At 67.3% G+C, this 14236-nt stretch carries 16 protein-coding genes; 12 read left to right on the top strand and 4 right to left on the bottom strand.

Annotated elements, in window-relative coordinates:
* Positions 1-47: 47 nt before the first annotated feature.
* The 8 genes from ACN6PJ_RS24680 (at position 48) to ACN6PJ_RS24645 (ending at position 8264) form a co-directional block, all read left to right on the top strand.
* Entirely contained in the window at positions 48-962 is a 915-nt protein-coding gene (locus ACN6PJ_RS24680; protein WP_081955149.1) for a branched-chain amino acid ABC transporter permease, read from the top strand.
* On the top strand, positions 959-2719 hold the full coding sequence (locus ACN6PJ_RS24675; RefSeq protein WP_427998426.1) for an ABC transporter permease subunit: 1761 nt from the start codon (positions 959-961) through the stop codon (positions 2717-2719). The genes ACN6PJ_RS24680 and ACN6PJ_RS24675 overlap by 4 nt, the downstream gene beginning before the upstream one ends.
* A gap of 9 nt (positions 2720-2728) precedes the next feature.
* The gene (locus tag ACN6PJ_RS24670) at positions 2729-3451 is read left to right on the top strand and encodes an ABC transporter ATP-binding protein (protein WP_427998425.1); all 723 of its coding nucleotides are present in this window, start codon (positions 2729-2731) and stop codon (positions 3449-3451) included.
* A 10-nt stretch (positions 3452-3461) separates the two neighbouring features.
* Positions 3462-4652: a CaiB/BaiF CoA transferase family protein gene (locus ACN6PJ_RS24665; protein ID WP_427998424.1), complete on the top strand. Its 1191-nt coding sequence runs from the start codon at positions 3462-3464 to the stop codon at positions 4650-4652.
* Between the two features lie 11 nt (positions 4653-4663).
* Entirely contained in the window at positions 4664-5605 is a 942-nt protein-coding gene (locus tag ACN6PJ_RS24660; protein ID WP_427998423.1) for a hydroxymethylglutaryl-CoA lyase, read from the top strand.
* A 64-nt stretch (positions 5606-5669) separates the two neighbouring features.
* The gene (otnI, locus tag ACN6PJ_RS24655) at positions 5670-6455 is read left to right on the top strand and encodes a 2-oxo-tetronate isomerase (RefSeq protein WP_427998422.1); all 786 of its coding nucleotides are present in this window, start codon (positions 5670-5672) and stop codon (positions 6453-6455) included.
* A 109-nt stretch (positions 6456-6564) separates the two neighbouring features.
* Complete coding sequence (locus tag ACN6PJ_RS24650; RefSeq protein ID WP_427998421.1) at positions 6565-7545, top strand: Bug family tripartite tricarboxylate transporter substrate binding protein; 981 nt, start codon at positions 6565-6567, stop codon at positions 7543-7545.
* Positions 7546-7688: 143 nt separating this feature from the next.
* Positions 7689-8264 (top strand): hypothetical protein, encoded by a 576-nt coding sequence (locus ACN6PJ_RS24645; protein ID WP_043546760.1) that lies wholly within the window; start codon positions 7689-7691, stop codon positions 8262-8264.
* 37 nt (positions 8265-8301) lie between these two features.
* Here ACN6PJ_RS24645 and ACN6PJ_RS24640 read toward each other — a convergent pair whose 3' ends face one another.
* Both ACN6PJ_RS24640 and ACN6PJ_RS24635 read right to left on the bottom strand, forming a co-directional pair.
* The gene (locus ACN6PJ_RS24640; RefSeq protein ID WP_427998420.1) at positions 8302-9207 is read right to left on the bottom strand and encodes an EamA family transporter; all 906 of its coding nucleotides are present in this window, start codon (positions 9205-9207) and stop codon (positions 8302-8304) included.
* 41 nt (positions 9208-9248) lie between these two features.
* Positions 9249-9893 carry a LysE family translocator gene (locus ACN6PJ_RS24635; protein ID WP_427998419.1) on the bottom strand — a complete coding sequence of 215 codons (645 nt, stop codon included), beginning with the start codon at positions 9891-9893 and terminating at the stop codon, positions 9249-9251.
* Between the two features lie 192 nt (positions 9894-10085).
* Between ACN6PJ_RS24635 and ACN6PJ_RS24630 the strand changes: the two genes are divergently transcribed.
* From ACN6PJ_RS24630 to ACN6PJ_RS24615, 4 genes are all read left to right on the top strand, one after another.
* Complete coding sequence (locus tag ACN6PJ_RS24630) at positions 10086-10547, top strand: Lrp/AsnC family transcriptional regulator (protein WP_427998418.1); 462 nt, start codon at positions 10086-10088, stop codon at positions 10545-10547.
* 121 nt (positions 10548-10668) lie between these two features.
* Positions 10669-11196 carry a DUF4142 domain-containing protein gene (locus ACN6PJ_RS24625; RefSeq protein WP_427998417.1) on the top strand — a complete coding sequence of 176 codons (528 nt, stop codon included), beginning with the start codon at positions 10669-10671 and terminating at the stop codon, positions 11194-11196.
* Positions 11189-11557 (top strand): cupredoxin domain-containing protein, encoded by a 369-nt coding sequence (locus ACN6PJ_RS24620; RefSeq protein ID WP_427998416.1) that lies wholly within the window; start codon positions 11189-11191, stop codon positions 11555-11557. Before ACN6PJ_RS24625 ends, ACN6PJ_RS24620 begins: the two co-directional genes overlap by 8 nt.
* 19 nt (positions 11558-11576) lie before the next feature.
* On the top strand, positions 11577-12266 hold the full coding sequence (locus tag ACN6PJ_RS24615) for an RNA polymerase sigma factor (protein WP_427998415.1): 690 nt from the start codon (positions 11577-11579) through the stop codon (positions 12264-12266).
* Between the two features lie 133 nt (positions 12267-12399).
* Here ACN6PJ_RS24615 and ACN6PJ_RS24610 read toward each other — a convergent pair whose 3' ends face one another.
* A complete protein-coding gene (locus ACN6PJ_RS24610) occupies positions 12400-13074 on the bottom strand; it encodes a hypothetical protein (RefSeq protein WP_427998414.1) in 675 nt (224 codons plus the stop codon).
* 133 nt (positions 13075-13207) lie between these two features.
* Positions 13208-14236 (bottom strand): ATP-binding cassette domain-containing protein (locus ACN6PJ_RS24605; RefSeq protein WP_427998413.1); only part of this gene is annotated, 1029 nt, incomplete at its 5' end.

The following is a 14236-nucleotide window of genomic DNA, read 5'->3' as shown; positions in this document are numbered from 1 at the left end:
CGGGGCGTCGCGGCGCTCCGGGGAGTCGTCAAAAGGGGGCATCCAGCATGCAAATACTACAAGCCATCTTGAGCGGATTGGCCATGGGCAGTGTCTACGCCCTGGTCGCGTTCGGGTTCAGCATTACCTACACCACGACCAAGACGTTCAACTTCGGACAGGGCGCATTTCTGGCGCTGGCGGGCCTGATCGGCATCAGCGCCATCCTGCTGGTCAGCCAGGGCAAGCTCATTGGCTTTCCCAGCCCCGAGGACGTCACCTGGGGCACGTTCCTGTTCGCCCTGCTGGCCGCCATGCTGGTATTGAGCCTGCTGGGCTACGTGCTCTATATCACCGCCATCCGTCACTTCGTCGGCGAGGCGGGGCTGTCCTGGGTCATGAGCACGATCGGCTTCGGCATCATCATCCAGAACCTGGCGCTGCTGATCTGGGGCCCCGCCCCCATCGCGCTGGCATCGCCGCTGGGCGAGGGCATCATCACGATTTTCGGCACAGGGGTCCGGCCCCAGGAGATCCTGGTGTTCGGCACCACGCTGGCGCTGATGATCGTGTTCGACTGGGCGCTGCACAAGACCAAGATGGGCAAGGCGGTGCGCGCGGTGGCGTTCAGCAAGACCACCGCCAGCCTGATGGGCATCAACGCCAACGCCGTGGCGGTGGCGGTATTCGCGATCAGTTCGGCGCTGGCCGCTATCGCCGGCGTGATGGTGGCGCCCATCGCGACCGCCTCCGTGTTCGTGGGCACCCTGCTGTCGCTCAAGGCGTTCTCGGCCGCTATCCTCGGCGGCCTGGAGAATCCGCGCGGCTGCATTTTCGGCGGCTTCCTGATCGGGCTGCTGGAATCGCTGATCGGCCTCTGGTATTCGAACCTCCGCGAGATCGCGGTGTTCGCGCTGATCATCGTCGTGCTGTATTTCCGCCCGGCCGGCATCCTCGGCCGCGTGCATGCGGAGAAAGTATGAAGCTCCCCAAGATTCTCATTCCTCTCGTCATCGCCGCGCTCGTGGTGGGCTTTGCCTATTCGGGCCTGAATGACTTCTATCTGCTGATCCTGTTCAACATCGGGGTCTATTACATCGCCGCCACCGGCTTCAACGTCCTCGTCGGGCAGACCGGCCAGAAGTCGCTGGGCCATGCGGGCCTGTTCGGCGTGGGCGCCTATACGGTAGCGCTGCTGACGGTGAACTACCAGGTCGATCCCTGGCTGGCGCTGGCCTGCGCGGCGGCCGTGTCGGCAGTCTTCGGCGTCGCGATCGCTATCCCCGCGCTGAAGGTGAAGGGCCCCAGCCTGGCCATGGTGACGATCGCCTTCGGCCTGTTGATCGAGAAGATCGTGTCTGAATGGACCGATGTGTTCAAGGGGCAGGAGGGGTTCTATGGCATCACCGGCCTGACCTTCAACGGCGCCACGCTGGATGGCCGCCAGTGGGTGGTGGTCGTCGTCGTGATCGGGCTGGCGCTGCACGCCATGACGTCGCTGTTGCTGAATGGTCGCTTCGGCCGCGGCTTCGCGGCCGTGCGCACCTCGGAGATCGCGGCCGAAAGCGTGGGCATCAGCGTCTATCGCTTCAAGATCCTGGCTTTCGCCATCAGCGCAATCACCTGCGGCATCGCCGGCGGCCTCGTCGCGCAGCAGAACCAGTACATCAACTCCGACTTCGTGAATTTCAACCTGTCGGTGTTCTTCCTGGTGCTGGTGCTCTTCGGCGGCCGCACGCCGGGCGGCTCGTTCCTGGGCGCCGTGGTGCTGACGGTGATCGACGCGATGCTGGCGCGTTGGCCGGAAGTGCAGCATTTCGCCTATGGCCTGATCCTGCTGTTCGCGCTGTACGCCATGCCGGAAGGGCTGGCCGGCCTGCTGGCCAAGGTGCTGCCCAAGCGCGGCCTGCGCGCGGCCCTGGCGGCCGAAGCCGGCGCGGCCGATTGGAAGCCGGCGCCTCCCGCCGCGGGCGGCGCGGGCGGTTTCCTGGAAGTGAAGGACCTGTACAAGGCCTTCGGCGGCGTCGTGCCGACCAACAAGGTCTCCTTCACGCTTGAGCGCGGGGCCGTCGTGTCGCTGATCGGTCCCAACGGCGCCGGCAAGACCACCACGCTGAACCTGCTGTCCGGGCTGGTGGTGCCGGATTCGGGCAGCATCCGCTTCAAGAACCGGCAGATGGTGGGCCTGTCGCCCAACGAGATCGCCGCCTCCGGGATCGGCCGCACGTTCCAGAACCTCAAGCTGTTCGACGGCCTGAGCGCGCTCGAGAACGTGATGGTGGGTTTCTACCGGGTGCAGAAATCGGGCTTTCTTTCCAACCTGCTGGGCCTGCCCGGCAGCCTCGCGGAAGAACGCCGCATCCGCCGGCAGGCCTTCGGGATCCTGAAGTTTTTCGAACTGGACCGCTACGCGGACGATGCCGCCAACAGCCTGCCCTACGGGCTGCAGCGCCGGCTGGAAATCGCCCGCGCGGTGGCGGCCATGCCTGACCTGCTGCTGCTGGACGAACCCGCGGCCGGCTTGAACCCTGCCGAGACGGACCAGCTCACCGAACTGATCGTCAAGCTCAAGGACATGGGCCTGACCATCCTGCTGATCGAACACCATATGGACCTGGTCATGGCCATTTCCGACCATATCGTCGTGCTGGACTACGGGGTGAAGATCGCCTCCGGCTTGCCGAACCACATCCAGGAGAACCCGAAAGTCATCGAGGCCTACCTGGGCGCGCCCGCATAGGAGACGGACATGAGCCGATTACTGGACATCAAGAACCTGGCGGTCAGCTACGGCGCCGTCAACGCCCTGAAGCAGGTGTCGCTGCATGTGGACACGAACGAGATCGTGACCATCATCGGCGGCAACGGCGCGGGCAAGAGCACGATGATGCGCGCCTTGTCGGGCATTGAGAGATCCACGGGAGATATCGCGTTCGCCGGACAGGACCTGGGCGGCATCAGCGCGCACAAGCGCGTGGGGCTGGGTATCGCCCACGTCCCGGAAGGGCGCCAGGTGTTCCCGGACCAGACGGTCTACGACAACCTGATGCTCGGCGCATTCCTGCGCAAGGAGACGCCGGCGGAACTGGCCGGGGAGATCGAAAGCTGCTTTGCGATGTTCCCGCGCCTGAAGGAGCGCCGGGACCAGTACGCGGGCACCTTGTCGGGCGGCGAACAGCAGATGCTCGCCATCTGCCGCGCCCTGATGAGCAAGCCGCGCATCCTGATGCTGGACGAACCGTCCCTGGGGCTGGCGCCGCTGATCGTGGCCGAGATTTTCAAGATCATCAAGTCGCTGAAGGAACGCGGCATGACGATCCTGCTGGTCGAGCAGATGGCCAACCAGGCGCTGGCGATCTCGGATCGCGCTTATGTCCTGGAAGTGGGCTCCATCGTGATGGAGGGCACGGGCCAGGAGTTGTTGGCCAGCGAGCGCGTGCGCGAGGCCTATCTGGGAAAACACAAGAGCTGACGAGGCAATCATGTCATCCAAACCATTGAGCGGAATCCGCGTGCTGGAACTGGGCCAGCTGATTGCCGGCCCGTTCGCCGCCAAGATGCTGGGCGAATTCGGCGCCGAGGTGATCAAGATCGAACCGCCCGGCAAGGGCGATCCGCTGCGCAACTGGCGCCTGCTGCACGAAGGAACCTCCGTCTGGTGGCAGGTGCAGTCGCGCAACAAGAAGTCGGTCAGCCTGGACCTGCGCAAGCCGGAGGCGCAGGACCTGATCCGCGCCCTGGTCAAGGACGTCGACGTGGTGGTCGAGAACTTCAAGCCCGGCACCATGGAAAGCTGGGGCCTGGGCTGGGAGGAACTGCGCGCCATCAACCCGCGCCTGGTGATGCTGCGCGTGTCGGGGTATGGCCAGACCGGCCCCTACCGCGATCTGCCCGGCTTCGGCGCCATCGGCGAGGCCATGGGCGGCCTGCGCCACCTGAGCGGAGAGCCGGGCCGCACGCCGGTGCGGGTGGGCATTTCCATCGGCGATTCGCTGTCGGCGCTGCATGGCGTCATCGGCATTCTGCTGGCGCTGCGTGCCCGCGACCAGAACGGCGCGGGTCAGATGATCGACGTGGCGCTGTACGAATCCGTGTTCAACATGATGGAGAGCCTGCTGCCGGAATACGCCGTGTTCGGCGAGATCCGCCAGCCGGCCGGCAGCAGCCTGCCCGGCATCGCTCCCAGCAACGCCTATCGGTGTCAGGACAACAAATACGTGCTCATCGCCGGCAACGGCGACAGCATCTTCAAGCGCCTGATGGGCGTGATCGGCCGGCCCGATCTTGCCGAGGCGCCGGAGCTGGCGAACAACGCCGGCCGGGTGAAGCACGTGGTCATGCTGGACGACGCCATTTCGGCGTGGACGGGCCAGCATCCGCTGGACGTGGTGCTCGGCCGCCTGAACGACGGCCAGATCCCCGCCGGCAAGATCTACGACGTGGCCGATATCGCGGAGGACCCGCATTATCAGGCGCGCGGCATGATCCTGGACGGCGCGCTGCCTGACGGCACCCCGGTCAAGCTGCCGGGCATCGTGCCCAAGCTGTCGGAGACGCCGGGCGAGGTGCGCAGCGCCGCGCCCGCCCTGGGGCAGGACACCGACGAGGTGCTGGCCGGCCTGGGTATCGGCGAGGCGCAGCGCGAGGACTGGCGCGCGCGCGGCATCATCTGAAGGAAACGACCATGAACGAACCGAACACGAACCGCAAGCGGTTGTACATCCAGGAGGTCGCGCCGCGCGACGGCTTCCAGAACGAAAAGCAGTTCATCGAGACCCAGGACAAGATCGCCTTCATCAATCAGCTGTCCCGCAGCGGGTTCGCCAAGATCGAGGCCACGTCGTTCACATCGCCCAAGGCGATCCCCGCGCTGCGCGACGCCGAGATCGTGATGCACGAGATCGAGCGCAATCCGGAGGTCGTCTACACGGTGCTGGTGCCCAACGTGCGCGGCGCGCAGCGGGCGCTGGAATGCAAGGTGGACGAGGTCAACCTGGTGATGTCCGTCAGCGAAACGCACAACCGCGCCAATCTTCGCATGACGCGGGAGCAGTCCTTCGAGCAGCTGAGCGACGTGGTCAGCGCGGTGCGCGGCAGCCTCGTCGCCGTGAACGTGTCGTTGTCCACCGTGTTCGGCTGCCCGATGGAGGGCGACATCAACGCGTTCGAGGTGTTCGAACTGGTGGGGCGCTTCGCCGCGCTGGGCGTGGACGGCGTGACCCTGTGCGACACCACGGGCATGGCCTATCCGACGCAAGTGGAAAAGATCGGGCGCGAAGTCCGCAGGCTGTTCCCCGGCCTGGCGACCACCATGCACTTCCACAACACGCGGGGCATGGCGCTGGCCAATACGCTCTCGGCGATCGCCGCGGGCATCGACCGCTTCGACGCTTCGCTCGGCGGCCTGGGCGGCTGCCCCTACGCGCCGGGCGCCAGCGGCAATGTCTGCACCGAGGACCTGGTGCACATGCTCGAACTGATGGGCTACGACACCGGCGTGGATCTCCCGGGCATCCTGGGCGTGGCCGCCACGCTGCCCGGGCTGGTGGGCCACGACATTCCCAGCCAGATCCTCAAGGCCGGTCCGCGCCTGACCTTGCATCCCGCGCCCGACTTCGGCGCTTGAGAGCGGGCGGCGGCCCGCGCGGTTGTGCTATTTTCCTGGCATGCCGCCCGGTCCGGAGCCTGCCATGCTGAAGTTCGCCGCCAACCTGTCGATGATGTACCCGGAACATGCGTTCCTGGACCGCTACGCGGCCGCCGCGGCGGACGGGTTCGCGGGCGTGGAATGCATGTTTCCCTATGAGGCGCCGGCCGCCTTCGTGCGCGAGCGCATGGACGCGGCGGGCGTCGTGCAGGTGCTCTTCAACGCGCCGCCGGGCGTGGTCGCCCGCGGTGAACGCGGCCTGGCCGCCTTGCCCGGCCGCCAGGCCGAATTCCAGGCCGGAATCGAGCAGGCGCTTTCCTACGCCACGGTGCTGGCCTGCCCGAACGTCCACGTGATGGCGGGCCTGGTCCCCGACGGCGCATCGCGCCAGGCCATGCTGGACTGCTATCGCGAGAATCTGGACTGGGCCGCGCGCCAGGCGCGCTCGGCAGGGGTCACCTTGCTGATCGAACCCATCAATACGCGCGACATCCTCGGCTACTTCCTGAACCGCCAGGACGAGGCGCACGCCGTCGTGCAGGCGGTCAACGCGCCCAATCTGAAAGTGCAGATGGACCTCTACCACTGCCAGATCGTTGAAGGCGACGTCACCACGAAGCTGCGCCAGTATCTGCCCACCGGACGGGTCGGCCACCTGCAGATCGCCGGCGTCCCGTTGCGCCAGGAGCCGGACCGCGGCGAACTCGACTATGGCTGGATGTTCGGCGTGCTGCGCGAGCTGCAGTATGGCGGCTGGATCGGCTGCGAGTACCGCCCCGCGTCCAGCACTTCGGCCGGCTTGCGCTGGCTGGCGGCCGCGCGCGCCTGAGCGCGGCGCCGATGCCGCGGTTTTGCTTTCCCCTGGTTTTCCCGTGTTCTCCACGCGGCCCAAAAATAATTAATATGTTAAGTAAATAGGAACGCGAGGAGACCGCGACATGTTCAAAGGCGTTGTGCAATGCGTCCTGCTGGCGGCGACGCTGGCCGGCATTTCGGCTGCTCCGGCCCCGGCGCAGGCCGCCGGATACCCTGACCATCCGATCCGCTGGCTGGTCCCGTTCAGCGCGGGCGGAGGCAGCGACATCGCGACCCGCATCGTCGCCAGGCACGTGGGCGAGGCCCTGGGGCAGTCGGTGGTGGTCGAGAACCGCCCGGGCGCCGCCACGATCGTCGCCGCCCAGGAAACCGCCCGGGCCGCGCCGGACGGCTACACGGTCTTGACGGCGGGGATGAGCACGCTGGCGCTGAATCCCTGGCTGTACGGCAAGCTGCCCTACGATCCGCAAAAGGACCTGACCCCGGTTTCCACTCTGGTGGCGCTGCCCATCGTGCTGGTCGTGGCGCCCGGTTCCTCCCTGCATACCCTGGAGGACGTGAAGGCCTACCTGAAGCGCGACCAGCCCGGCAGTTATGCCTCTCTCGGCGTGGGAAGCCCGCATCATCTGGCGATGGAATTGTTCCTGGATACCATCCATGGCCGGGCCACGGCGATTCCGTACAAGGGCACGCCGCCCGCCTTGCAGGACGTCGCCTCGGGCGTGGTGCCGATGATGATGGCGGACCTGGCCGCGGCGCGTCCGCTGATCCAGGCGGGCAGGCTGCGCGCGATCGCCGTGCCCGCCGCGCAGCGGTCGCGGCAACTGCCGGATGTGCCCACCTTCGCCGAGGCGGGCGGCCCGGCATTCGAGGCCGCGGCATGGCAGGGCGTGGTCGCGCCGGCGGGCACCCCGCCCGAAGTGGTCGAGACGCTGAGCCGGGCCATCGTCCAGGCGCTGCGTTCGCCGGAAGTGGCGAAGCAGCTGAGCCTGCAGGGTATGGAGCCCACCGGCAGCTCGCCGCAGGCATTCGCGGGCTACGCGCGCGAGGAGTACGAACGTTGGGGGGCGGTGATCCGCAGCAAGCGGATTTCCGCGGAGTGATGGCGCGCGTAACAGCCGCCGCAAGGTGTAACCGACGCATTCCCGCGGACGGCGCGGGCGTACGATAAAGCCATGTCGACTCTGTCTGGCCAGGGCCCGCGCGAGGTTGTCGTCCAGCGCGCGCCCCGGGCGAGGAGCATGTCATGTCTTTGATCGTAGCTGCCCGATTCGAGGGCTTCGAAGCGGCCCAGGCCGCCGCCCAGCGCCTGATCTCCAGCGGGTTTCCCGACTGGGACGTCAATATCTTCTATGTGAATCCGGCCGGCGAGCATGGCCGCTATCCATGGGGCGGCGACCGCCGTTCCGATCCGGACTCGGGCCGCGCCGACATGGGCGCCTTCCTGGGGGCGGGCGGCATGGGCGCGGGGTTCGCCGTATTCGGCGGGTTCGTGATGTCGGAAGTGAGCGATTCCACGCCGTTGATCCTGGCGGCGGCGGGGGTAGGCGCCTACCTGGGATCGCTCTTCGGGGCGCTTTGGGTGACCGGCCATGGCAGTACCTTGCATGGCCACTTCAATCCCGACTCCCACGCCGAAATCCGGCAGGCCGGCGTCATGGTGGCCGTGCGCACGCGTCCTCAAAGGGAAATGCTGGCGTGCCGCATCCTGCGGGACAACGGCGGCGCGGACGTCGAGCACGCCAACGGCCGCTGGCGCAACAACCACTGGGAAGACTTCGACCCGCTGGCGCCGCCGCAGCGGGAAGTGGGCTTCGGCTGAGGCCGGGCGGGCCCGGGCGAGGGCGTTGAGCCCGCGTTCAGTCCGGCGCGGGCGTGGGGGCGTTGTTCTGCCGCCGGGCCGTGGCCGCGCAGCCGGCCGACGCGACGATGATGCCGCAGATGGCCAGCCATTGCGTCTTGTCCAGATGCTCGTTCAACACGATCACGCCCGCCAGCGCGCCCATGGCGGGCTCCATGCTGAGAAGCACCCCGAAGGTTTTTTGGGGCAGCCGTTTCAAGGCCACCATCTCGAGCGAATAGGGCAAGGCGCTGGACAGGATGCCGACCGCGACGCCGGCCAGGATCAGGGCGGGGTCCAGCAAGGCCATGCCGGCGTGCGCCGCGCCGACGGGCAGCGCCACCAGCGTGGCGGCGGTCAAGCCCAGCGAAGTCGCCTGCCCGCCGTGCACATTGCCGGCCATCTTGCCGAAGATGATGTACAGGGCCCAGCACACCGCCGCGCCCAGCGCAAAGGCGATGCCGACGGGATCCAGGTCATGCACCGATTGGCCCGTGGGAATCAGCAGCACCAGGCCCGCCGCCGCGCAGGCGATCCAGACGAAGTCGATGGCCCGCCGCGACAGCGCCACCGCCAGGGTCAACGGCCCGGTGAATTCGATGGCGATGGCCACGCCCAGCGGCAGCGTGCGCAGGGCCATATAGAAAAGCAGGTTCATGCAGGCCAGCGTCACCCCGTACAGCGCGATCTTGCCGGCGTCGCGCCGCGTCAGGGGGAAGCGCCACGGGCGCCAGATCGCCAGCAGGATCAGCGCGCCGATGACGATGCGGTAGGCGGTCGTGCCTTGGGCGCCCACCATCGGGAAAAGCGATTTGGCGAACGAGGTGCCGATGCACAGCGACGCCATCGCGCCGATCAGGGACAGCGTGGGGAGCAGGGTGGACGGCGCGGCGTTGCGTCCGGAGTTCAGGGTTGCGGCGGTCATGGCTACTGAGGGAAAAGCGGGTGGCGGGCTATGCGGACGGATCAGGGCGCCAGGGTTTCGGCGGTGGAGTAGAGCACGTACAACGCCAGGCAGACCATGACGGCGCCCAGCAGGCCTTGCTGCATCCGCAGGAACCATGGATTGCGGCCCACCCATCCGCGGATGCGCGAAGCGCCGTAGGCGAAGCAGCTGCCGTAGGGCAGGCTCAATACCTTCATCGTGATGCCCAGCACCAGCATCTGGACCCAGACCGGCCCGCTGTCCGGCGTGGTGAACTGCGGCAGGAACGCGATCATGAAGAGCAGCACCTTGGGGTTCAGCAGGTTCGTCGTGAAGCCCTGCCAGAATGCGTCGCGAGCGTCTCCGGGACGCGCGGCCAGCGATACCTCCGCCGAACGGGCGCAGCGGACGATCGCCTTGATGCCCAGGTAGCCCAGGTACAGGCCTCCCGCCGCCTTGATGCCCATGAACAGGGAGGGGAAGGCCTGCAGCACCGAGGCCAGCCCCAACACCACGGCCGGCACCTGGATGAATCCGGCCGCCACGTTGCCCAGCACACTGTGGAAGGCCGGCCGGAAGCCCTGCGTCATGCCCCGGGAAAGGGTCAGCGCCATGTCGGGCCCGGGCGTAAGCTTGAGCGCCGCGTCGGCGGCGAGAAATAGCAGGAAAAGCTGGAGTGACGGCATGATACGGGGAGGCGGCCCGCCCGCGGCGCGGACGGAGGGTTCCTAGTGTAAGCAAGCCGGCCGATTTATTCCTGCGTCCCGGGGGGGCGGAATGAAGTTTCCCGTCGAAATGGGGCCGGATTCCGCCGCCTCCCGGCTTAGAATGTGTGGGCGAGCCGCTCCCGCCCGCATCCAACACGTTCCGAGACCCGCATGGAACTAGACGATTTCGATCTTCGGATCCTGCAAAGCATGCAGGAAGACAACCAGCGCACCAGCCAGGAGGTCGCGCAGCGCGTGAACCTGTCGCCGGTGTCCTGCCTGCGCCGGATGAAGCGGCTGCGCGAGTCCGGGGCTGTGCTGGGCGACGTGTCCGTCGTGGATCCGGCCGCCGTGGGGCGGGGGATCATGATGGTCGTGCTGGTGACCCTGGAAAGCGAGCGCGCCGACAAGCTGGACCGCTTCAAGCGCGCCATGCAGGAGGCGCCCGAAATCATGCAGTGCCTGTCGGTCACCGGCGAGGTCGATTTCGTGCTGACGCTCACCATGCGGGACATGGAGGAATACGAGGCGTTCGCCCAACGGCACTTCTGGGGCAACCCCAACGTCAAGCGCTTTTCCACCCTGATCGTGATGAACCGGGCCAAGTACGGCATGGCGGTTCCCCTGGGCTGAGGCCCGCTGCCGCATCCGCCGGAACGCGGCGCCGGATCGTGACATCGAACCCCCTATGCAGGCGGCGTTTGCGCCATTCCGGCGCGCCGGTTCGCCTGAGCCCATCGTTCGGGGAGATGAAATGAAAGCGATCCAGACAACATGGTTCTGCGCCCTGGTCCTGGCCAGCTACGGCGCGTTGGCGCACGGCAACGGTCCGACGGACCCGCAGATCGCGGCCATCGTCGTGGTGGCCAATCAGGTGGACGTCGACGCAGGCAAGCTGGCGGAGCAGAAGTCGCGCACCAAGGACGTCCAGGAGTTCGCCAAGCTGATGGTGACCGACCATACGGCCGTGAATCAGTCCGCGGGCGACCTGGTCAAGAAGCTCAAGGTCAAGCCCGAGGCGAACCCGACCAGCGAGAGCCTGCAGCAGGGCGGCGACAAGAACCTGGCCACGCTCAAGGGCCTGAGCGGAGCGGCGTTCGACAAGGCCTACGTCGACCACGAGGTGGTCTACCACGAGGCGGTGATCGAGGCGCTGGACAAGACCCTGATTCCCAGCGCGCACAACGCCGAGCTGAAAGCGCTGCTGGTCAAGGTGCGGCCTGCCTTCATCGCGCACCTGGAACATGCCAAGCAGCTGCAGAAGAGGCTCGCAGGTGGCTAGGCCGGCCTTGCCCGCGGCGTGGCGGCGCGCCGGCGCCGCCCTGCTGTGCGCGGGCCTGGCCCTGGCCGACGCGCCGGCGCGCGCCGCGGACGACCCGCCTTCCGGGAAGGCGGCCGGACACATCGTGAGCATCGAGGGCATGCAGTTCAGCCCGGCCACGCTGACCGTCCGGCGCGGCGACACGGTCACGTGGGTCAACAAGGATCTGGTGCCCCACACCGCCACCGCGCTTTCCCGGGCCTTCGATTCCGGAGCCATCGCGGCGGGCGCGTCGTGGACCTACACTGTCGGAGAGGCGGGCAGCATCGCGTATACCTGCCTGTTCCATCCGACCATGCAGGGAACCCTGGTTGCGCAATGACGAGGCGGAGGTTGGGCCCATGACGACAGCGGCGGCGCCGGCGGCAACGCTGGCCGAAGAGGATGATCTGGCGCTCGCGCGCCGCATCGCGGCAGGCGAGGCGGCCGCATTCGAGTTGATGATGCGCCGCCACAACCGGCGGCTCTACCGGCTGGCGCGCGCCACCCTGCGCAACGACGCCGACGCGGAAGACGCCCTGCAGGACGCCTATCTGGCGGCGTACCGCAATATCGTCCGGTTCCGCGGCGACTCGTCGCTGTTCACCTGGCTGTCGCGGCTGGTGCTGAACGAATGCTTCGGCCGGCTCCGCAAGCGCGGGCGCCGCGAGGCGCTCTGCCCCATGGCGGGCAATATAGAGGACGAGGCTGACGCGATGGCCATCAACGACTTCGATCCCTCCTTCCACGCGGCGGCCCGCTCGCAGCTTCGCGCCTTGCTGGAGGCGCGGCTGGACGCCTTGCCGGTCGCTTTCCGGACCGTGTTCGTGCTGCGCTCCGTCGAGGAATTGTCCGTGGAGGAAACGGCGCATTGCCTGGGCATCCCCGAGGCGACCGTGCGCAGCCGTCATTTCCGCGCCAACGCGCTGCTGCGCGAATCCCTGTCGCGCGACATCGACGTAACGGAGAAAAGCCTGTTCGAGTTCGACGGCGACGACTGCGACCGGATGGTGGCGACGACGCTGGCGAGGTTGAAGGCGGTGGGAAACTGAGCGCTGTGCAGCCGCAACGGCGTCGAAGAGGATTTGCGCCGCGGAGCTGGCGGGACCTGGCGTACTCCGACGCCATGCGCCGGTTGCGACGGTGCCGGCGCCGAATGGCGGGTTCAGGAGCTTCGAGCGGAACTCATCGGTTCTCGGGCCGCCGCGCAAACATCGCATCCTGTTCCAGCGCCCGCGCGCGCCAGGCATTGAGCAGTTCGGCCAGGGCTTCGTGGGTGAGCCCGTAGGTTTCGGCCAGGCTGGAATTGCGGCCGACAAAACGCCGGTTGAGCCCTGCAGCGCCTGCGCGGTCGACCGCGGCGTCGTCGAAAACGATCAGCTTGGGCACGTTGCGGCTGATGCTGACCACGGCGAACTCGCTGGTGTCTTGCCAGCGTATCGTCTTGCCGTTCCAGGCCAGCCTTGTTTCGAAGCCGTCGCGGCTCAGGCGCAGGTAGGTGTCGTCCTTCGCGGCGCGCACGAGCAGCGTCGCCGCGGCGCATAGCGAAAGCAAGGCGCCTGGCCAGAGGATCAGCTGCTTGAGCAGCGGCGGCGGTTCGTGGAGCAGCATCCACAGCAGCACGCCGCCAAAGACCGCAGACAGCAGCGAAAACACCCACCGTTTCAACGCCGCCGCCTTGAGCTGCACTGGGCCGGGATATTGCGCCAGCAGTGCCTCGGCGCAATGCGTTTCGCGCTGGAGCAGGCCCGGCCATATCTGGAGGATGGCGACCGCTGCGCACAGGCCGAAGAACAGCGTGACGGGAATTCCTGCCTCGGCGCCATCCAGGATCATCCCCGTGCCCAGGAAAACGAACACGAGACCGATCGCCAGGCAGGCACAGGCGAACAGGTTCGTTCGCTTGGGGCGGGGCGCGCGATCCGATGCGCGGGAAGTCGGGGGCGGCGTCATGGATATTCAGTGTAGCCGCGTGACCGGCAGGCGCCGGCCGTCAAGGCTTGTGCCGGGCCAGCACTTCGTCGCGCGGCCCCGCATCCACCACGCGTCCGGCCTCCATCACCACGATCGTGTCGAAGCGGCTGAGCAGGCTGGGCCGGTGCACCGAAGCCACGATGCAAGCCGAGGGAAAAGCGGCATACATGCGATCGAACACCCGGCCTTCGGCTTGCGGGTCCAGCGCGCTGGTCGGTTCATCCAGCAGCAGCAGGGAGCTTCCCCGCGCCGCCAGCGCTCCGCGCGACAGGGCCAGGCGCTGCCGCTGCCCGCCGGACAGATTGCTGCCTCGTTCGTTTACCGGGCTGGCCAGACCGTCGGGCATGCGGTGCAGCACTTCGTCGAATACGCCGGTATGCACGGCGGCCTGCAGCGCGGCCGCATCGGCGGGTTCGCCGAAGGTGAGGTTCTCTTGCACGCTGGCTTCGAAAACTTCGGCCTCTTGCGGAATCAGGGTGGCGAGAGCGCGCAGTTCGGCCCAGTCCACCGGTCTGCCGTCACGCAGCAGATCGCCTTGTTGCGGCGGGTAGAGGCCGGCGAGCATGCGCAGCAGGGTACTCTTGCCGCCGCCGCTGGCGCCGATCAGGGCGACGCGGGAGCCGCGGCGCAACACCAGGTCGACGCCATGCAGACCGCCGCGGCCTGCATCCGAATAGCGCCAGGTCGCGCCGCGCAACGCCAGGGTCTGCCACGGCGCATCGGGCTGCACCGCGGGCACGATGGCTTCGGGGTTCCCAGGGGCCTGCCAGATCGGTTCGGCGCTGCTGTAGTCGGTATGCATGCGCGAGAAACTCTGGAAGTTCGAGGCAATGGCGCTGACCACCGATGCGGCCTGCTGGGCATACTGATAGATCATGAAAATGGTCCCCAGCAGCAGGGCCTGGCCGGGCTCTCGGTGCCGCAGCACATATTCCACGACGAGTATCCAGGTGAGGCACATGCCGGCCAGATCCACCACGCACCACTTGACCTCGTTGACCCACAGGGCGCGGCGCAAGGGCTTCATGACCGTTTCCAGGCGGCGGCC

Source organism: Achromobacter sp. (assembly GCF_050285585.1).
GTDB lineage: Bacteria > Pseudomonadota > Gammaproteobacteria > Burkholderiales > Burkholderiaceae_B > Achromobacter.
This window is presented reverse-complemented; position numbering and strand designations above follow the sequence as displayed.